The following is a 21611-nucleotide window of genomic DNA, read 5'->3' as shown; positions in this document are numbered from 1 at the left end:
AAATTAATTCAAATAAAATTCATATTTATTAAGAATCTGTATATTTTTTATTAAATCTCCATTCAAATTAACTGAATGCTTCATCGACTGAACTTCAATATGAGTATCATCATCAATATTTTTGATATAAAATTTGAATTTCTGATTTCCTTGATTTTGCTCCAAAACATTCCTGAAAAAACTTAAATCCTCCGGTCGAAAATCCATCACATCCATTATTAATGAAATGCTTTTTGCAAATTTCTCAAATGCTTCCTGAAGTTCAATAACATCTACAACATTCACAAAAACACGACCATCTTTTACCTGAGCAAATTTTATTTTTAAAATCACAAAACGCTGCACTTCAAGCCTGTCTTTCAATTTCATATAATCACGATCACCTAATCTGAAGGAGTATGAACCTGAATAATCTTCCAAAGTCAAGAAAGCTACTTTTTCACCACTTCTGAAACCATCTTTTACAACATATTCTGTTATTAAACCGGCAACAGTATATTCTTTTCCGCCACCGCCGTTTTCTCTTTCTTTCTGTAAAGTTTTCCAGTCTTTTTTCTTTTCCTCGAATAATTCTTCCTGCTTATTTGCAAAAGCCTGTTCTTTATAAGCATCAACCTCATCAAGATTTAAAAATCCAAAAACACCTTTTGGCTCAGCTTTTTTAATTACTTCTTCAATTACCTCCTCTTCTTCGCCTGCTACAATATCATCGGAAACAATTTCAATTAAATCTGCCACCTCATCCACAGAATCTTTTTCCAGAATCGGTACTTCATCGGTAACTATTTTCGCTTCTTCATCTTTTTCTAAAACTGCTTTTTTAGACAAACTTCCCTGCATAAATTGATACTGAAACTTAAATTCATCTAGCGGATGCGCCGAAAGATAAAATCCAATCGTTTCTTTTTCTTTATTTAATTTATGCATATTCGGCCATTCCGGACAAGATGCCAGTTTTGGTTGCTCAATCTGAACTTCCTCCGCAAAATCTGCAAATAGAGAATGTTCCATTTCGTTTTTACTTTCCTGAAAGCTTTGTCCGTAACGAATCAATCTTTCCAGATTTGTTCTTCCCGCCATGTCAATATCAAAATACTGACCTCTATGATAAGAATCCAGCTCATCAAAACCACCAGCTAAAACCAAACTTTCTGCCACCCTTTTGTTCATTTGCGAAGGCAAAATTCTTTCGAAAAAATCATAAATATTTTTAAATCTTCCGTTGGCTCTTTCTTTCGTAATTGCTTCACTCGGACCTTCACCAATTCCTTTAATAGCGCCCAATCCAAAACGGATTTGCCCTTTTTCATTTACCGAGAATTTATATTGAGATTCATTTACATCAGGACCCAAAACATCAACACCCATATTTTTACAATCTTCCATAAACATGGTGATCGATTCAGTGTTGTTAATATTATTACTCATCACACTCGCCATATATTCTGCAGGATAATTGGCTTTTAAGTATGCGGTTTGATAAGCAATTAATGCATAACAGGTCGAGTGAGATTTATTAAATGCGTATTCAGCAAAGGCTTTCCAGTCATTCCAGATTTTCTCTAATCTTTCCTCATTGAGATTATTTTTTCTTCCGCCTTCAATAAATTTCGGATACATTTTATTCAGAACCTCAATCTGTTTTTTACCCATCGCTTTTCTGAGCGTATCGGCCTCACCTTTGGTAAAATTGGCTAATTTCTGAGACAGAAGCATTACCTGCTCCTGATAAACGGTAATTCCGTAGGTTTCTTTTAAATATTCTTCGGTTTCATCTAAATCGTAAACAATTTCTTCAATTCCGTGTTTTCTATTGATAAAGTTTGGAATATATTTAATCGGACCCGGTCTGTAAAGCGCATTCATCGCAATCAAATCAGCAAAAACTGTCGGCTTCAGTTCACGCATATATTTTTGCATACCCGGACTTTCATACTGGAAAATCCCCACCGTTCTTCCTTCTTTAAATAACTGATACGTTTTGACATCATCCAAAGGAATCACATCTGGGTCAATATCAATTCCGTGTCTTTGTTTTACCAGTTTTAAAGCGTCTTTGATAATCGTTAAAGTTCGAAGACCCAGGAAATCCATTTTCAGAAGACCCGCACTTTCCGCCACCGAGTTATCAAATTGCGATACTAAAATATCAGCATCTTTGGCCGCAATTGTCACCGGAATAATATTACTTACATCTTCTGGCGTAATAATCACCCCACAAGCGTGAATTCCCGTATTTCTGATACAACCTTCCATCTTTTTCGCACTCGACAAAACGTCGTGACGGGCATCATCGGGTGTATTCAGAACATACTTCATCTCATCGACAAGCATTTGTTCTTCAGGTTTGAGCTTATCGTATTTCGATAAAGCTTTTGCAATATTCATCCCCGGACTTGGAGGAATCAGTTTTGTAATATTAATCGTATCAGGAATCGGTAAATCTAAAACCCTTCCGGCATCTTTTATCGCTGATTTCCCGCCTAAAACCGAGTAGGTAATAATCTGCGCAACCTGATTTTTACCATATTTTTCTACTACCCATTTTATAATTTTATCACGGCCTTCATCATCAAAGTCGATATCAATATCGGGCATCGAAACCCTTTCCGGATTTAAGAATCTCTCAAACAGTAAATCGTATTTAATTGGATCTACATTAGTAATTCCTGTACAATAAGCAACAGCAGAACCTGCTGCAGAACCACGTCCTGGACCGACCCAAACGCCCATTTTACGGGCTTCGTTACAAAAATCCTGTACAATTAAAAAGTAACCGGGATAACCTGTATTCGCTACAACTTCGAGTTCAAAATCAAGACGTTCTTTGATTTCAGGAGTAATTCCGGTTGCTTCGTATCTTTTTCTCGCACCTTCATAAGTCAGATGTGTTAAATAAGCCATTTCACCACGTTTACCGCCATCGATTTCATCTTCAGCATGAATAAATTCTTCAGGAATATCAAATTTTGGAAGTAAAACGTCTCTTTTTAAAGTATAAGATTTAAATTTTGCCGTAAATTCTTCATATGCATCGAATGCATCAGGATAATTCAGAAAAGCCTCTTTAATTTCGTGAGAATTTTTGATATAATATTCTCCTGTTGCCAAGCCTCTTCTCTTTCCAAAGCCTTTTCCGACAGGCGTTGTCAGTTTTTCACCATCTTTAATACAGCTTACAATATCCTGAATATTAGAATCATCTTTACTGGTGTAAAAAGTTTGATTTTGTGCTAAAAGCTTGACATTATATTTATCTGCAAAATGCAATAACACATCATTCAGATGCTCTTCTTCAGGCAGTTTATGATTTTGAATCTGAACATAAAAATCGTCTTCAAAAGTATCTTTCCACCATTTAAAAAGCTCCTCACCTTTTTGCTCACCGGTATTAAGAATCGCATCCGGAATATCTCCGTGAATCCCCGATGTTAAAGCGATAATCCCTTCTTTATATTCTGCAATCACTTCACGACTGATTCTCGGAACTCCAAAGTAGAACCCTTTAAGAAAACCTATACTTGAAAGCTTTGCTAAATTTTTATAGCCATTAAAATCTTTCGCCAACAAAACAACCTGCGTTCTTCGGTCAGGATCATCTTTGGTAAACTGTTTTTGCTCGTATCTATCTGAAATATAAAATTCGCAACCTACCACAGGAATCAAAGGTTCAGAAACAGGTTCTTCTTCATTGAATTCCGTCCCGTTTTCTTCGGCTTCCTGTTTTTTAGTTAAATAGTCTTTATGTTTTTTAGCTCGGTCACCATTCGCGCCTTCAACTGCAGAAACAAATTTGAAAGCACCCATCATATTCCCTAAATCCACCATTCCAACGGCTGGGAAATTTTCGTCTGTCGCTTTTTTAATTAAATCATTAATGCTGGAAGTCGCCGTTAAGGTTGAGAAAACACTTTTATTATCGAAATTAAAATATTTTCCTAAATCGATATCGTCAATACTCCCGACATCAGATTGTTTTTTCTTGTTGTTGAAATCTGCAACCTGCCTTCTGATAATAATATTAAAAGGCTTTACGGGATTTGGATGAAGCGTTTTGAAATACGCCAGCTGATCTTCCGAAGTTTTCAAAACCTCAGCAGGAATAATTCCGATACGCATCATTTCGAAGAAAACCTGAGCCGTTGCATTTACATCGGCAGCTGCGTTGTGGGCTTCATCAAATTTATGTCCGTACAGTTTTTCGTATAATTCTTCAAGTTTCGGAGATTTGTATTTTCCTCCTCTTCCACCACCGAGTTGACAATAATCTGTTCCCAGAATCATAGTATCGGCTTTTGGTTTTGCCTGAAGATTATCCTGTATATTTTTTCTGTAAAATTCGGCTCCGACGATGTTGTAATCAAACTCTACATTATGTCCGGAAACAACTCTTACTTTTTCTAAAACTTTTGTAAATTCATTTAAAATCTCTTCTAAATCACGACCTTCTTCATTGGCAATTTTAGTGGTAATCCCGTGAATTCTTGCCGCATTAAAGGGGATATCGTACCCTTCAGGTTTTATAATATAATCCTGATTTTCTAATAAAGTTCCGTCATCATCGTGCAATTGCCACGCAATCTGAACCATTCTCGGCCAGTTATCTGAGTCTGAAAGCGGTGCGTTGAAATTCTTTGGTAAACCCGTGGTTTCTGTGTCAAAAACTAAATACATGTAACTTTTTTTCGAGTTTTTAGATTAAAAAAGAATGTAAAGTTAGTTCAATTTTTAATAAATAATAAAATTTTCCGACCACATTAAGCAAGCATTTTTTCTCAACCTTTCATTAATTATCATCAAATATAAATACTTCAGCATAAATTGTGTACTTTTTTTTGTTATTTTCTTATTATTATATCATAGAAAAGTATTAATTCATATATTTGCTAATTAAATCGTGTAATAATTTTTATATTCTATCATGAAAAAACATTTACTTTTAATAGGTACATTGGCGATTTCTCTGATAAATGCCCAAAGCAACAATGATACTTTGATGAGAGAATTTGCAAAACAAAATAAAGAGAATAATACAAAATTTGATTCCTATGTTGCAAAAGTGTACGGATCAAATCTTGATGCAGCAAAACAAAAAGAAGTTGAATCTTTAAGAAGCAGATTAGCTGGCTTTAATCTCGATGTTCCTTATTTTTTACAGGAAGAGGATACAAAGCAATTGCTAAATGCAAATTCAGATTTTTTAAATACTGCCGGTAATATTAGCGGGTTGACTGGTGCTTTTAACGGTGAAAACATAAAATATACTGTTTTTGATGGTGGTAGAATTTATGAATCACATGCTGCCTTTAACAACGCTACCGGAAGGATTACCAATAAAGAGGCTTCAACTCAAAGTTATTCTGATCATTCTACAGGCGTTGGAAGTTTTATTGGAGGTAAAGATACTCCTCTTTACTCAGGAACAGCTCCGAATCAAGTATTGGTAGGCAACGCAAAAGGAGTTGCGATAAATTCTACGATGGACAGTTACATGTTCAGCACAACGACTTTACCCGGCAATACCACAACAAGTTCAGTCTTTCAAAAAATTCTGATCGCACAGCCTAACATCTCTAATCACTCTTATGGGGTAAACTCAGGATGGACAGAAGCTTATAATTCTACTGGCTATGCTTCTTTCACATATAATGGGTTCAAGTCGGGAAATACATTTTATGATTATCAGGGTACTTATAATACAAATGATTATAATTACGATATAATAGCTTACAACAATCCATCATATATTATTGTAAAATCTTCCGGAAATTATTTTAATATGGGACCTACAGGTACAGGTTCAACTGCACCTACATACTATAATTCGTCATCTGGAGCTGTTGCTTTTAACGCAACAGATACATTGCCTCCGAACAATTGCTCTTTAGGTTATGATTGTATTGGTACAGGATCACTTGCAAAAAACATTATTGTAGTAGGTGCTACGGATATTATTGCAACAAATAACAACCGTTATGTAACTTCTACGGACGTTGTACATTCTAGTTATAGCAGTGCAGGACCCAGAGATGATGGTGGTATTAAGCCTGATATTTCAACTGTTGGAACAGACGTTTATTATGCTGCTACTTCTGCTGCAGGAAGCACAACTTGGGCAGGAGGTAGCGGAACATCATTTTCTGCACCAGTTGTTACAGGAATTATTGGTCTTTGGACTCAAATTAACAAACAACTTTTCAATAATGCTTTGCTTAATGCTTCTTCTGCGAAAGTTCTTACTATTCACTCCGCATCCGAGGCAGGTAATGTTGGTCCAGATCCGTGGTTTGGTTGGGGATTCATAAATGCTAAGAAAGGAGCAGAACTATTAGTTGGGAAATCTAATGGATCAGTAGTTTTTACTGATGAAACATTAACTAGCGGAACAACAAATTCTAAAACAGTGAGAGCTTCAGGTACTGAACCTTTAAAAGTTACAATCAGTTGGTTAGACCCAAAATATACTCCAAACTATCAATTTGTATCAGATGTATTTAATAACAGATCATCAAAATTAATTAATGATATTGATTTAAGAATTATTGATACAACAACTAATACTGTTTATTATCCTTGGAAATTAGACGCCAACAGTCCAATGACTCCAGCTACAAAAGCAGATAATACAGTTGATAACGTTGAACAAGTTGTGATTGACGCTCCTGTTGCAAACAGAAATTATCGTATTGAAATTACCAATAAGGGTACTTTAGTAAATGATGCAGGAACTGCTGCTCCACAAAACTATTCAATAATGGTTACCGGCTATAATCAAGTTGTATTAGGTACAAAAGATGTTATAGCTACTGATGGGATTATTGTAGCTCCAACGATTACCAAAGATATCGTAAAAGTTTTAAAAGCTCCGCAAAAATCAACTTACAACGTATATGATTTTTCAGGTAAAAAACTTCAAAGCGGAACAATCAACGGTAGTGAAGCTTCTGTAGATCTTTCTTCTTATACAAACGGTGTTTATATGATTGAAATAAACACAGGTAAAGACATTATTTCTAAAAAAGTTATTAAAGAATAAGTACTTTAATCCATACTATTACGCAAAACACTAACGCTTGTTAGTGTTTTGTTTTTTTATGTATATTTGCTTTCTATGGAAAATACACTTCACGAAAAAGTTTCTCAGGACATTTTACTTAAAGCTTACAACCACATGATGCTTGCCAAAGCGATGGCAGATATTTACGAAGAAAACAGAAATGTTTGTAAATATGTTCATAGCACATCAAGAGGTCACGAAGCAATACAGTTGGCAACGGCTTATCAGTTGAAAAAAGAAGACTGGGTTTCGCCTTATTACAGAGACGAAAGTATTCTTTTGGGAATTGGTTTTGAGCCTTACCAATTGATGTTGCAGCTGTTGGCAAAAGCTGATGATCCATTTTCTGGAGGAAGATCGTATTATTCTCACCCTTCGAGCAGAGATGAAGACAAACCGAAAATTATTCATCAGAGTTCAGCTACAGGAATGCAGACGATTCCGACTGCAGGCGTTGCTCAGGGAATTAAATATATTGAAGATTTTAAGTTACAGCAGTTTGAAAACAATCCGGTTGTGATTTGTAGCCTTGGAGATAATTCAGTAACGGAAGGTGAAGTGAGTGAAGCACTTCAGTTTTCTGCATTGCATCAACTTCCGATTATTTTCCTTGTTCAGGATAACGAGTGGGGAATTTCTGTAACCAAAGAGGAAGCTAGAACTGTAGATGCTTACGATTTTGTAGCGGGTTTTGAAGGCTTAGGCAGAATGAGAGTTGACGGAACTGATTTCGTAGAAAGCTTTGAAGCGATGAAAAAAGCTGTTGATTTTGTTCGAACTGAAAGAAAACCTTTAGTTGTCTGCGCAAAAACAGTATTAATAGGTCATCACACTTCAGGAGTAAGAAGAGAATTTTACAGAGACGAAGAAGATTTAACCAAACACAGAGCAAAAGATCCGGGAAATATTCTCAGAAATTATTTGCTTGAATCTGGAGTGGATGAAGAATTATTAAAACAAATCACAAAAAAGGCAAGATTAGAAACTGAAGAAGCGTTCGAAAGAGCTCAAAAAGCCGAAGATCCGAAGCCTGAAACTGTGATGCAACACATTTTCGCACCTACTCCGATTACGGAAGAAGTTGGAACCCGCGAACCGGAAGGTGGCGAAAAAATCGTAATGGTAGATGCCGCAATCCACGCTGTTCAGGAGATCATGTGGAAACATCCTGAAGCTTTGTTGTACGGACAGGACGTTGGAGAAAGAATTGGTGGCGTTTTTCGTGAAACGGTGACTTTAGGAAAAAAATTCGGTAGCAAAAGAGTGTTCAACACAGCCATTCAGGAAGCCTATATTATCGGTTCTACGACGGGGATGAGCGCAGTTGGTTTAAAACCAATCGTTGAAGTTCAGTTTGCAGATTATATTTATCCGGGAATCAATCAGTTGATTACGGAAATTTCGAAATCGAATTATTTAAGTCAGGGAAAATTTCCTGTGAGTAATATTATCCGTGTTCCGATTGGAGCTTACGGCGGTGGTGGACCATATCACAGTGGAAGTGTTGAAAGTATTTTAGCAAATATTAAAGGAATTAAAATTGCTTATCCAAGTAATGCTGCAGATTTTAAAGGTTTGCTAAAAGCAGCTTATTATGATCCGAACCCTGTAGTGATGCTGGAACACAAAGGACTTTACTGGAGCAAAGTTCCGGGAACAGAAGATGCAAAAACCATCGAACCTGCAGAAGATTATATTTTACCTTTCGGAAAAGGAAAAGTAATCATTGAAGCTGATAAAAACGAAACCGACAAAGGCAGAACTTTATTGGTTGTAACCTACGGAATGGGTGTTTACTGGGCAAAAGAAGCGGTAAAAAACTTTAACGGAAGAGTTGAAGTTATCGACTTGAGAACCATTATTCCTCTGGATGAAGAACTGGTTTTTGAAAGAGTAAAAGCACATGGAAAATGTATAGTTTTAACGGAGGAACAGTTGAATAATTCATTTGCTGAAGCATTCGCACACAGAATTTCTAAAAACTGCTTTAAATATCTTGATGCTCCGGTAGAAACGATGGGATCTTTGGATACTCCTGCAGTTCCAATCAATTTGGTTTTGGAAAAAGAAATGCTTCCCAATGCAGAAAAATTGGCTTCAAAAATTGAAGAAATGCTGAAATATTAATTCAGACAAAAAATAAATTAAGCCTCTAAATACTTTTAGAGGTTTTTTTGTACACTTTTTGCTAACTTGGTTCTACAAATTTTATTTCTAAAATGATCACGACAAAATACGTCAATTACAAAAAAGTTCTAAATTTATCCGGATTTCATTTAATTATCATTTCTTGCTGGTGTACTCTTATTGCAGTTCTCTTTCATGTTTTTCATTGGGATTGGATGATTATTCCCTGGGTTCCGGTCGCATTAATCGGTACTGCAGAAGCTTTTTTGGTTGGTTTTAAAAATAATCAGGCCTACGACAGATTATGGGAAGCAAGAAAAATCTGGGGCGGAATCGTAAATTCCAGCAGAATGCTTGGCTCAATGGTTTACTCTTTTGATACTTCAAACGAAAATTTAGGAAAATTTGATTTAGAAGACCGAAGAAAAAAAATCGTTTTCCGTCATATCGCATGGTTGTACCAATTTCGGGAGCAGCTTTTAATTCCGACAGAGTGGGAACATATTAAAGTAGAAGAAGAACACAAGAAAAATATTGATCATAAACGTAATAGATTAATTAAAGCGGGATTTCCGGATTACGGAAGAGCTCCTATTTTTCTTAATAAATATTTATCTGAAGAAGAAGTAGAATTACAGTCTCACTACAAAAATTTTGCTACTTATCTTATTGCTCAACAATCAAAGGATGTGAATGAATTGAAAAATATGAATGCAATTTCAGATTTTAATCAAATTCAGCTGCAGGATTGCCTGAATGAATTTTATACTTTACAGGGACAAGCAGAAAGAATTAAGAAATTCCCATTGCCAAGACAGTTTGCAAGCACGGCTTTTGTATTTAATATCATTTTTATTATGTTGCTTCCGCTGGGTTTGGTGAGTGAATTTGCAAAACTGGGTGATTGGGGAATTTGGGCCTCAATTCCGTTTTGTATTACAATTGGCTGGATTTATATTATCATGGAATTGGTAGGAGATTATTCTGAAAACCCTTTTGAAGGATTAATGTTTGATATTCCGATGCTTTCCATTTGCCGAACCATTGAAATTGATCTTCTTCAAATGGCACAAGAAACAGAATTACCAGACCCGATCATGTCCAAAAATGGTGTTCTAGTATAATTTTGACGATTACAGCTAATAATAAAATACATTTAAAGCCTCTGGAAATTAAAAAATTATCTCAGTCGTATTTTTTACTTCAGAAATAGTGAAAGAACTATGCGTACTCGCAATATGCTGCAAAGTCGTTAATTTGGTGACCATAAAGTTCCTGTAATCATCCATATCTTTCAGGCAGATTTTTAGAATATAATCGTAATCTCCGCTTACATGGAAACATTCTGTGACTTCTTTTAAGTTTAAAACTTCTTTTTCAAACTGCACCAGATATTCTTTTTTATGCTGAATGAGTTTCACATGGCATAAAATAAGGAACTTTTTGTCAATCTTTGTTTTGTCGATCAACGCAACATATTTTGAAATTACCCCTGAGTTTTCAAGTTTTTTTATGCGTTCATAAACTGCTGTTACGGAAAGTCCAAGCTTATAAGACAGTTCCTTGGTGGTTTGCTTGCAATCTTCCTGTAGATATTGCAGGAGTTTTTTATCGGTTTCATCGAATTGCATAGATAATATTTTAGAAAAATTTAGTTTAAAACAAATATAACCAACTTTTATTCTATTAAAATTAATTTATACAGTTTTATTTTCTAAATAATTAAATTTTATTTGTAATAAATATCAGAAAGATTCATTTTTAAAAGAAAAAAATATGGATCAATTCAACGCGGCAAATGAGATACAGGATCTTCAATATTTCGGAGAATTCGGAGGAGTAAATCCTTCAATTTCTGATAGTTCCACCTATACTTTTCTTTCAGCAAAAACGATGTTTGATACCTTTGAAGGCAATGCAGAAGGTTGTTATCTGTACTCAAGACATTCGTCGCCAATGAATCTTTATCTTTCCGAAGCTTTGGCAAAAATGGAAAACACCGAAGCTGCAAACGTCACCGCTTCCGGAATGGGCGCAATTACGTCTGTTTTAATGCAGGTTTGTAAATCTGGTGACCATATTATTTCAAGCAGAACAATTTACGGCGGAACGTATGCTTTCCTGAAAAATTTTCTTCCTCCATTTCAAATTGAAACTTCATTTGTAGACATCAATAATTTTGAGTCTATTGAAAATGCAATTACTGAAAACACAAAAATTATCTATTGTGAAAGCGTAAGCAATCCGCTTCTGGAAGTTGCAGACCTTAGAAAACTTTCAGAAATCTGTAAAAGACATAATTTAAAACTGATTGTTGACAATACTTTTTCGCCGCTTTCTATATCACCGACTCTTTTGGGAGCAGACATTGTGATTCAAAGTTTAACTAAGTTTATCAATGGAAGCAGCGATACAGTAGGCGGAGTTTATTGCGGAACTCAGGAATTTATTAACGATACCAAAAACGTCAATAATGGAGCCTGTATGCTTTTGGGTCCTACAATGGACAGTTTCCGTTCGGCAAGTATCCTTAAAAACTTAAGAACGCTTCACATCAGAATGAAACAGCACAGCCACAATGCTTTATATCTCGCCAAAAGATTTGAAAAAGACGGTTTAAAAATTTCTTATCCGGGTTTAAAATCTCACAAAAATCATGATTTGATGAAAAGCATGATGCATGAGGAATACGGATTTGGCGGATTGCTTACTTTAGACGCAGGAACAACCGATAAAGCTAATGAACTGATGGAAATGATGCAGCAGGAAAATCTGGGTTATTTAGCGGTAAGTTTAGGCTTTTACAAAACATTATTCTCATGCTCCGGAAGTTCTACCTCATCAGAAATCCCTGAAGAAGAACGTGAAGCAATGGGAATTTCAGACGGACTTATAAGATTCTCAATCGGTCTTGATCACGACATCGAACGAACCTACGAAAAGATGAAAGAATGTATGCTCAAAACAGGCGTTCTAAACCATGAAACCATTTCATCCATATTCTAATTATTGTTATAAAAGCTGTTGATTTCGACAGCTTTTATTGTTTTATTTTAATCGTAAAAGTCACAAAAGATATTTTTACGTAATATTTTAGAGCTCTTCACAAACTTACAAAATGTAAAATTATTTAGTTTGAAAAACTTCGCTCCTATGGAGTTCAATATATTGAGGAATCATTGTCTACAAAGGCTTTTCTCCTACCGAGCAATATTTACCGCAATCAAATCTTATGAAAATGTTTCGGAAAAGCATTCTCCGGTTTCATTTTTAAAACATTAAGTAAAATCCAGGATTTTAAAAATCCATACCCGTAAGAAAACATTTGAATGTAAGTTGAAATAACCGCCATTCCGGCGATTGCAATATTTTTAGTAACAATTAAAGCATGAATTAAAACAATAAAAGTATACAATCCGAAAAGTGAAAGCACAAAGCCTTTTCCTAAGATAAAATATTCGATAAATCCTAAAACATAACCCAACAGAAATAAAGTCGGGAATGCAAAAGAAATTTTAACATAATCAGGATGTCTTTGATTGAGTATGGGCCTTGCACAACCGAATTGATAGACCTGTTTTGAGAATTTACCAAAATCTACCCTTCTTTTGTGATAAACCGCAATCGTATCAAAAAAAGCTGTTGTAAAACCATTTTCCCAAAGTGTCATCGACAGATCCGGATCTTCGCCTATTCTCATTTCCGAAAAACCTCCCACTTTCTCAAAAACTTCTTTTTTCACGCCCATATTAAAACTTCTCGGCTGAAATTTTGAAACCGCATTTTTGTTTCCTCTGATTCCGCCCGTTGTAAAAACGGAAGTCATAGAATACGAAATTGCTTTCTGCATCAGATTAAAGCCTCTGTGCGCTTTATCGGCTCCGCCAAAAGCATCACAAGGAATTGTAAGAATACTTTTTTTAATATTTTCGATATAATCGTTCTCAACGATCACATCGCTGTCTACAAAAACCAACCAGTCATTTGTTGCTCTTTTTGCGCCGTAATTTCTTGATAAACCAGGACCTGAATTGGTTTTTTTGAAATATTTTATGTTTAAAATTTCTTCAAAATTATGGATTGTAGGTTTTAAATCAATCAGAGAACCATCATCAACAATAATTACTTCGAAATCTTTATCGGTTTGGAAGTTGAGTGAATTTAGAAGTTCGAAAAGTTCGTCTCTTCGGTTAAATATAGCAACGACAATAGAAATTGTTGGGTTCAAATGGAAATTTTTTCAAAATTACTTATTCAGAAAAGAATGCGCAAACAGTTTAAACAAATTCGATTCATTACAGATAATTATTTTTTTAAATCTTCAGAACCTTAAATATATTCCTGCAACATTTTATAATTCAAAAATATATTTGATTTTTATATTTTCATGAGCATTCTTAATTTAATTCATAAAAAAGGATGAATTTTAGTATTTTAAAACCTTGAAAATTAATTTGAATATAATTTTCATTCATTAAATTAACTAAATTGCTTATCTAATTTCTCATAAAAGTTTATAACGATCATGGAAAACATTAAAATTTATATAGATTATGTTGCAAGAATCATTGAAGTAATCGGAGTTCTTACCATCTTCGCCGGAGCGGTAATTGCTTTGGTAAAATATATATTTTCTAATCTCAGATCTTATAAAATACTGAAGCAGGAACTGGGAAAAGCAATTCTGTTAGGTCTCGAAATTCTTGTCGCAGGAGATATTATCGCAACGGTGGTGACTGAACCTACGATTGATCGGCTTTTAGCTTTAGGATTAATTGTGCTTATCCGTACTTTTCTGAGTATCTCTATTCAGGTTGAAGTTGAAGGTAAATTTCCTTGGCAGAAAAAAGAAGAAATTTAATTGTTGGCAAAAAATTAATCACAGTAAACAGATTCTTTTCTAAAAGAAAATTCCCGATTTGTAATAGACAAAAAGTACAAAAGAAATCGCCAGCAAAATTACCGAACTACCGAAGAACAAAAATTTAAAAAGACTTTTAAAATAAAAAAGTCTGAGATGATAAAGTATAAAAAATCCCACAAAAGAAATAACAATACCGATGAAACTACAAATAACTAAAGTCTGTATATAATTTTCTTCGGGCAAAGGATTCTTGAAAACCAAGAAATAAAGAGTGGAAGCTATCACAAGAAAGCTTCCACTCCATAATTCTGTTTTATATTTTGATTTTTTGAAATATCTATTTTTATCGGAATTTTTCGACGAATTTTTAGAAAAGTCCAAACGTAGAAAATCTACCAATAAATTTAAACCGTCAAAAAAATCAAAAGGCATATTTATTCTTCTTTATTCTCTAATTTATGCACCTTTTTCGTTCCTTCATACATTTCATACTGCAAAAATCTTGTCTCCAGTTTTCCGTTGAAAAGTTTTATTTTTCTTGAAGGCCGAAGTCCGATTTTCTTTACCGCTTCCAGATCCGAAGAAATTAACCAGGCTAAAGTATTCGGGTAACTTGTTTTAAAAGTATCACCTATTTTTTTGTAAAAATCATCATCATTGATAGAAATTCTCTCGTCATAAGGCGGATTAAAAACCATTAGCAATGGGAATAAATCTTTCTTGGTATCGAAGAAATTTTCTCTTCTTACTTCAATGATATCTTCCATTTCTGCAGATTCTATATTTGCTGCTGCTGCATTCAGCATTCTTCCATCAATGTCGTAACCTACAATTTTACCTGTAAATTCTTTCACACGATTTAGTCTTACTTCTTTTATTTTTGAAAATAAATCAGAATCGTAATTGTTCCAGTTTTGGAAACCAAATCTTCTTCTGAAAGTCTGAGCCGGAAGATCTAAAGCAATCATCGCTGCTTCAATCAATAACGTTCCCGAACCACACATTGGATCAAGAAAATTTCCTTTTCCGTCCCAACCTGCCAATTGCAGCATTCCGCTTGCCAAAACTTCATTGATTGGTGCTTCTCCCTGCTCTCTTCTATAACCTCTTTTGAACAGTGCGTCACCTGAAGAATCTAAGGAAATTGTCACCAATTCTCTGTCGATGTGCAAGTGAAATTTAATATCGGGAGATTTCGTTTCTATACTTGGTCTTTTTCCGTATTTATTCTGAAAATAATCTACAATGGCATCTTTCATTTTGAAAGTCATAAACTGAGAATGACTGAATCTTTCAGAATTCACCGTTGAATCAATCGCAAAAGTCTGATCAACATCCATAAACTGATCCCACTCAAATTTGAAAAGCTTATCGTAATATTTACTTTCATTATATGCTTTAAATTCCTCAATCGGAACCAAAACTTTCAAAGCCGTTCTTGCCGAATAATTTACTTTATAAAGAAATCCCAAATCACCTTCACAGTTTACTGCACGGTTTTTAAGCTCGACATTTCTTCCTCCTAACTTTTTAACTTCCTCAGCAAGAATGGGTTCTAAACCGAAGAATGTTTTTATCTGAATTTTAAGATTTTCTGTATCCATTTTGCAAAAATAGTCATTTTAGTTGTTGGTTGTCAGTTTATAGTTGATAGAAATCGTCGGATGTGACAAAAACCATCAATCAAGATCGACGTACCATCAATCAAAAACACTATTTTTGCAGGATGGAATGGTTTGAATCTTGGTTTGATACCCCTTATTATCATTTGTTGTACAGCAACAGAGACTATACAGAAGCTGAAAATTTTATTACAAAACTTACTTCAGAGTTACAGCTTCCTCAATCGGCAAAAATCATTGATCTGGCTTGCGGAAAAGGAAGACATTCGGTTTTTCTTAATAAATTAGGCTACGATGTTCTTGGCTTGGATCTTTCCAGACAAAGTATTGAACATAATAAACAGTTTGAAAATCAGACTTTGATTTTTAATGTTCATGACATGAGAAATCCGATTGATTATGAGCCTGTAGATGCCGTTTTTAACCTTTTTACAAGTTTCGGATATTTTGATAATGAAGATGATGACAGAAAAGTTTTCCAATCTGTTTGTGATGCTTTAAAAAAAGATGGCTATTTTGTTTTGGATTATCTGAATGAAGAGTTTGTAAGGAAGACACTGGTTCCTGAAACTACCATTACAAGAGGAGAAATTGATTTTAAAATTTCAAAAAAAATCGAAGGCAGACATATTGTAAAAGACATTACGTTTGAAGCCGACGGGAAATCTCATCACTATTTTGAAAAAGTAAAACTTCATACGTTGGATGCTATTCAAAATTATGCTGAAGAAAGTGGTTTTGAAAGAATTAAAATTTGGGGAGATTATCAACTGAATGATTTTAATAAAGATACTTCGCTGCGTTGTATCAATTTATTTAAAAAGAAATAATGATTTTTATTTTACTTATACTAAGCGTTGTTGCCGGAGTTTTGCTTGGAAAATATTTTGGTCAGAAAGAAAAATTTTCTAAAAACTTATTGATTTTAAGTGCCGGATTTTTAATTACCATTTGCCTGAATGAAGTTTTTCCGCAGGTTTATACTTCAGAGATTGGAAATCTAGGAATTTTCGTGATTGGCGGGGTTTTATTGCAGATGATTCTGGAAGCTTTGACGAAAGGTTTCGAGCACGGACATTTTCATCATCATGGAGAAAGCAATATTCTTCCGATGGCTTTGATGGTCGGACTTTTTATACACGCTTTTATTGAAGGAATTCCTTTGGCTAATGAAACAAATCCGTTTTCACCCTATTTGCTGGGAATTTTATTTCACAATCTTCCGATTTCTTTTATTTTGGGAGCATTTTTATTCAATAGAACAAATTCAAAAGTATCTTATCCATCGATTTTAATTGTGGCATTATTTGCTTTGGCTTCACCTTTCGGAATGCTTTTAGGAAATTATTTCAATCCGGATTGGCAACCTTATTTCTTAGCAATCGTGGGCGGAATTTTCCTTCATATCTCATCCGTAATTATTTTTGAAAGTAATAAAAATCATAATATCGACTGGTCGAAAATAGGGTTGGTTATTTTGGGAGTTTCACTGGCTTTGATAATGCATTTATTTCACGATCATTCTCATGCGGGACATCATCATTAAATGAAATACAATCAATTTCAACGCAAAGTCCACAAAGATTTTTTTAATAATTTACTTTTTTTTAAGATGTACAAAGCCGTTTCATTTATAAAAAGCGAATAGATTTTGAACTACTACAATTTAAACATAAACAAAAGACTTCGAGAAAATTTCCCGAAGCCTTTTGTATATGTTTTAAAGATATTAATTTAGAATTTCCATCCAACTGTTAAGAAGAAATTATTTCTCACATTTTTAACATCAGAAACCACTGAAGATGGAGTCGCTACATCAAAATCTCCTGAATAATAACCGGTTCCGAAGCTTTCGTTTCCGCTCAGGAAAGGATTTTTGTATTCTGAAGTAATATTTTGATAAGCTGCATCGACATAAAATTTACCAAAATCATAGCCGATACCTGCACCAATCGTATTTCTGTCTCCTAAAATTAAATTACTGTAGTTAACATCTCCGGTTTGACCGCTGTTTGAATAAGCATTGATCGTCATTGCATCAAACGGACTTGAAGCATAAGAATAACCTCCTCTCAATCTGACAGCTTTAATTCTGTATTCTGCACCAACTTTAACTTCAGATAAGTTTTTGTAAGAATCGCTGAAGAAAGAATTTAACTCGCTTTCTGCATCTCCCTGAACTTTATATCTCGGTTTAGTTAATCCCAAAGTATAATCAACGTTGATTGCAAAGTTTTTAGAAGGAACAAATGCTCCACTTAGCGTCGCTTTCATCGGAGACTGGAATCTTCTGTCTTCAACAAAATTATCAGCATAAATATAACCGTCGGTTCCTGTATAATAATCAGTATAAATTCTGTCTAAAGACCACCAGGTTGGCGATTCTATTGAAGCCCCCAATCTAAACTGGTTCGTAATTTTTCCAATCACACCCACACTCGCAGAAAAACCATTTGATTTTTCAGAATAAGGAGTGTATTGTTTGTCGAAAGAATACGCTGTATTGTCTAAGTTTAAACCAAATTTAGCACTGTCATACTGCTCCAGATCAACATAATGCATATTAACACTTGCCCCAACATACAAAGCATTGTTGTAATTGGCACCAACTCCCAAATTAAATTTAGTCTGAGTTCCATATCTATTGTAAGCGTGACCTAAATAAGAAAGGTTTCCGACCACCGGATTGCCACCATTATCTATAAGATTTTTTGTAATAGAAACATTTCCGTTTCCTGGAGACTCTACATAGTTTTCTATCGACTGAGTTGATAAATTAGCACCAAGAGTTACAAATTTCCATGGACTTTCTGACATTAATTGGAAAGTTGCCACACCGCCTAAATTCCCAATATTCACTTTATTGATATTATAATTAACAGACGAGCCGGTTAATGAACTTGTATTTTTATTTCCACTCACAGCCAAGGTTATAGAAGCATCACCTGCAATTGCAACTCCCAAACCTGCAGGGTTACTGAGTAGCGCCGTTGCATCTCCACCTAAAGCTCCGTTTGAACCGGCCATCGCATTAAATTTAGATGAACCTGTCATTGGGGTATTAGAATATACATCAATTGAATTTCTTATAACCGAAATATCCTGAGCCTGCAGATAAAATGCCGCAGTCATACCCATTATTACTAGAGATTTTTTTAACATTATTTTTTAAATAGTTATTAAGTTTAAATTATCTACCACCAGATCTGAAACCGCCGCCTCCGCCGCCGGATCTCATTCCACCGCCACCAGAAGAACCACCTCTGAAACCGCCACCGCTGCTTCCTGAATTGAATCCGCCTGACCTGAAACCACCATTATCTCTTGGTGTATAGCTCTCATTTCTTCTAGGCTGAGATTGTTGCTGCTGATTGTAATTATAATTTGGTCTTGAAGGTCTTACTCCATTGTTATTCATATTAGGATTACGGAATCCGCCTTGCCCGCCTCTGAAACCTCCATTAGTATTTCCTTGTCTGAAACCACCATTGCTTGATCCATTTCGGAATCCGTTATTGTTTGACGATCCGTTTCTAAAGCCAGATCCATTATTATTTCTGAATCCTGAATTTATTTCGGCTCTTCTGTATGCAGATGCATTATTAGATCTGAAAGCTCCTACTCTTCCATTAGCTCCACTTCTTGCGTAAGGTACTCGGTTATATCCTCCCCAGTAACCAGATCCACCCCATCCCCAATAAGGATTTCCGTAGTAACCACCCCAGTAAGGATTATACCAGTTGTTCCAACCCATGCCCCAGTAAGGATTTCCCCATCCCCAACCGTTGCTCCAACCCCAAGGTGAACCCCAGCCAAAAGACATTCCCATACCCCAACCAGATCCCCAGTAAGAACCAAAACCGCCCCACCCCCAAGGTGAGCCCATTCCCCAACCCCATGAATTATCATAGTAATTGGTTTGGCTTCCTGCAAAATTTCCCCAGTCAGAATCAGTTGCATTACTGTTCCAGTCATTATTTGACCAGCTGTTATAACGATTATCTTGCTCTGCGGCGTTGATTTGTGAATTTTGTATTAAGTTTGAATCATCCTGATAGTAATCATAATATTCTCCAACTCTGTTTCCTTCATTACCATTAATGATTACACCTTCTGGTAAAGTATCTCTGTTTGGGTCATAATACACCCCATCTGTCTCACTGTATCCACCCATCTGTGCACCACAAGACATTAACAATAACCCACCTGAAATTGCCAAAATACCTTTCGATTTCAGCATTCCTAGTAAATTTTTATGTATATTTCTTTTCATGATAATGTATAAATTTTTAAATTAAATTATATTTGCATCTTGTACCAAAAATATACCAATTTATTGGCAGCAAAAATCTATCAAAAATAGATTTTTATTTTTAGATTACATAATTTTAGAAAAGTTAAAATATTAAAAAAAAATTAATGGCAAAATTAACTTCAAGAAGCGAAGATTACAGCAAATGGTATAACGAATTGGTTGTAAAAGCAGATTTAGCTGAAAACTCCGGCGTACGAGGTTCTATGGTAATTAAACCATACGGATATGCAATTTGGGAGAAAATGCGTGACGAAATGGACAGAAAGTTCAAAGAAACGGGTCACGTCAATGCATACTTTCCGCTTTTTGTGCCCAAAAGCTTGTTTGAAGCAGAAGAAAAAAACGCTGAAGGTTTTGCTAAAGAATGTGCTGTAGTAACACATTACAGACTAAAAAACGATCCGGACAATCCAGGAAAATTAATTGTAGATCCTGAGGCTAAGTTAGAGGAAGAGCTTATCGTTCGTCCCACTTCCGAAGCGATTATCTGGAACACCTATAAAGGATGGATTCAATCATACAGAGATTTACCTATTCTTATTAATCAGTGGGCTAATGTTGTTCGTTGGGAAATGAGAACGCGTCTTTTCTTAAGAACTTCCGAATTTTTATGGCAGGAAGGTCACACCGCTCATGCAACAAAAGATGAAGCTATTGAAGAATCTGAAAAAATGAATAAAGTGTATGCAGATTTTGCTGAAAACTTTATGGCAATGCCGGTTGTACAAGGTTTAAAAACTCCATCAGAAAGATTTGCAGGTGCAGACGAAACGTATTGTATTGAAGCTTTAATGCAAGACGGAAAAGCACTTCAGGCAGGAACTTCTCACTTCCTTGGACAGAATTTCGCAAAAGCATTTGATGTAAAATTCACCAACAAGGAAGGAAAAATCGAGTACGCTTGGGCAACTTCCTGGGGAACTTCTACCCGTTTGATGGGAGCTTTGATTATGACACATTCTGATGACCTTGGTTTGGTACTTCCTCCGACTTTGGCGCCTATTCAGGTGGTTATTGTTCCTATTTTTAAAGGAGAAGAGCAATTAGAACAAATCAGTGAGGTAGCTTTAGACATTCAGAATAAATTAAAACTGAAAGGAATTTCGGTAAAATTTGATAATGATACCCAAAACAAACCAGGCTGGAAATTCGCTGAATATGAGTTGAAAGGTGTACCGTTGAGAATTGCAATGGGCCCAAGAGATTTAGAAAATAAATCTGTGGAAATCGCAAGAAGAGATAACCTTACGAAAGAAACCCGCCCTTTGGAAGGTTTAGATTCCTACATCGAAGAGTTATTGAAAACGATTCAAAAGGATTTATATACTAAAGCATTAGATTTTAGAAAAGACAACTTTACAAAAGTAGATTCTTATGAAGAATTTAAAAAAGTTTTGGAAGAAAAAGGAGGATTTATCTACGCTCACTGGGATGGAACTGCAGAAGAAGAAGAGCAAATAAAGGATGAAACCAAAGCAACAATCAGATGTATTCCTCTAGATGATGATGTTGAAGAAGGAGTTTCTTTAATCTCAGGAAAACCATCAAAAAGAAGAGTATTGTTTGCGAAAGCTTATTAATATTTAACAGAATAATTATTAAATCTGCAAAAATTATTAAAATTTT

General features: G+C 35.0%; 14 protein-coding genes. 8 read left to right on the top strand and 6 right to left on the bottom strand.

Annotated features, from left to right (window positions below):
* Window positions 1–3 precede the first annotated feature (3 nt).
* Window positions 4–4674, bottom strand: coding sequence for a DNA polymerase III subunit alpha (gene dnaE / locus ACOOWA_RS02825; RefSeq protein WP_421373083.1), 4671 nt, complete (start codon window positions 4672–4674; stop codon window positions 4–6).
* Window positions 4675–4921: 247 nt separating this feature from the next.
* Between dnaE and ACOOWA_RS02820 the strand changes: the two genes are divergently transcribed.
* The 3 genes from ACOOWA_RS02820 (at window position 4922) to ACOOWA_RS02810 (ending at window position 10308) form a co-directional block, all read left to right on the top strand.
* On the top strand, window positions 4922–7036 hold the full coding sequence (locus tag ACOOWA_RS02820; RefSeq protein WP_421373082.1) for a S8 family peptidase: 2115 nt from the start codon (window positions 4922–4924) through the stop codon (window positions 7034–7036).
* A 75-nt stretch (window positions 7037–7111) separates the two neighbouring features.
* A complete protein-coding gene (locus tag ACOOWA_RS02815; protein ID WP_421373080.1) occupies window positions 7112–9184 on the top strand; it encodes an alpha-ketoacid dehydrogenase subunit alpha/beta in 2073 nt (690 codons plus the stop codon).
* Between the two features lie 92 nt (window positions 9185–9276).
* The gene (locus ACOOWA_RS02810; protein ID WP_421373079.1) at window positions 9277–10308 is read left to right on the top strand and encodes a bestrophin family protein; all 1032 of its coding nucleotides are present in this window, start codon (window positions 9277–9279) and stop codon (window positions 10306–10308) included.
* Window positions 10309–10356: 48 nt separating this feature from the next.
* Here ACOOWA_RS02810 and ACOOWA_RS02805 read toward each other — a convergent pair whose 3' ends face one another.
* Entirely contained in the window at window positions 10357–10815 is a 459-nt protein-coding gene (locus ACOOWA_RS02805) for an Lrp/AsnC family transcriptional regulator (RefSeq protein WP_421373078.1), read from the bottom strand.
* A 145-nt stretch (window positions 10816–10960) separates the two neighbouring features.
* On the opposite strand from ACOOWA_RS02805, the gene ACOOWA_RS02800 reads away from it, so the two are divergent.
* Complete coding sequence (locus ACOOWA_RS02800; protein ID WP_421373077.1) at window positions 10961–12190, top strand: aminotransferase class I/II-fold pyridoxal phosphate-dependent enzyme; 1230 nt, start codon at window positions 10961–10963, stop codon at window positions 12188–12190.
* Between the two features lie 217 nt (window positions 12191–12407).
* On the opposite strand, the gene ACOOWA_RS02795 is transcribed toward ACOOWA_RS02800, so the two are convergent.
* Window positions 12408–13412 (bottom strand): glycosyltransferase, encoded by a 1005-nt coding sequence (locus ACOOWA_RS02795; protein ID WP_421373076.1) that lies wholly within the window; start codon window positions 13410–13412, stop codon window positions 12408–12410.
* A gap of 297 nt (window positions 13413–13709) precedes the next feature.
* Here ACOOWA_RS02795 and ACOOWA_RS02790 point away from each other — a divergent pair, with 297 nt between their 5' ends.
* Complete coding sequence (locus tag ACOOWA_RS02790; protein WP_421373074.1) at window positions 13710–14045, top strand: DUF1622 domain-containing protein; 336 nt, start codon at window positions 13710–13712, stop codon at window positions 14043–14045.
* Window positions 14046–14482: 437 nt separating this feature from the next.
* Here the strand turns inward: ACOOWA_RS02790 and ACOOWA_RS02785 are convergent, their stop codons facing one another.
* Complete coding sequence (locus ACOOWA_RS02785; RefSeq protein ID WP_421373073.1) at window positions 14483–15652, bottom strand: THUMP domain-containing class I SAM-dependent RNA methyltransferase; 1170 nt, start codon at window positions 15650–15652, stop codon at window positions 14483–14485.
* A gap of 122 nt (window positions 15653–15774) precedes the next feature.
* Between ACOOWA_RS02785 and ACOOWA_RS02780 the strand changes: the two genes are divergently transcribed.
* Together ACOOWA_RS02780 and ACOOWA_RS02775 are read left to right on the top strand one after the other, a co-directional pair.
* Complete coding sequence (locus ACOOWA_RS02780; RefSeq protein ID WP_421373072.1) at window positions 15775–16500, top strand: class I SAM-dependent methyltransferase; 726 nt, start codon at window positions 15775–15777, stop codon at window positions 16498–16500.
* On the top strand, window positions 16500–17216 hold the full coding sequence (locus ACOOWA_RS02775) for a ZIP family metal transporter (RefSeq protein ID WP_421373071.1): 717 nt from the start codon (window positions 16500–16502) through the stop codon (window positions 17214–17216). The genes ACOOWA_RS02780 and ACOOWA_RS02775 overlap by 1 nt, the downstream gene beginning before the upstream one ends.
* 188 nt (window positions 17217–17404) lie before the next feature.
* Here ACOOWA_RS02775 and ACOOWA_RS02770 read toward each other — a convergent pair whose 3' ends face one another.
* The gene (locus ACOOWA_RS02770) at window positions 17405–18832 is read right to left on the bottom strand and encodes an OmpP1/FadL family transporter (protein WP_421373070.1); all 1428 of its coding nucleotides are present in this window, start codon (window positions 18830–18832) and stop codon (window positions 17405–17407) included.
* Between the two features lie 28 nt (window positions 18833–18860).
* A complete protein-coding gene (locus ACOOWA_RS02765; RefSeq protein ID WP_421373069.1) occupies window positions 18861–19943 on the bottom strand; it encodes a prolyl-tRNA synthetase in 1083 nt (360 codons plus the stop codon).
* A gap of 146 nt (window positions 19944–20089) precedes the next feature.
* Here ACOOWA_RS02765 and proS point away from each other — a divergent pair, with 146 nt between their 5' ends.
* A complete protein-coding gene (gene proS / locus ACOOWA_RS02760) occupies window positions 20090–21565 on the top strand; it encodes a proline--tRNA ligase (RefSeq protein WP_421373068.1) in 1476 nt (491 codons plus the stop codon).
* Window positions 21566–21611: the final 46 nt, after the last annotated feature.

The organism is Chryseobacterium sp. GP-SGM7 (assembly GCF_049166575.1).
Lineage (GTDB): Bacteria > Bacteroidota > Bacteroidia > Flavobacteriales > Weeksellaceae > Chryseobacterium.
Note: the sequence above shows the minus strand (reverse complement) of the source record. Positions and strands in the feature narration are given on the sequence as shown.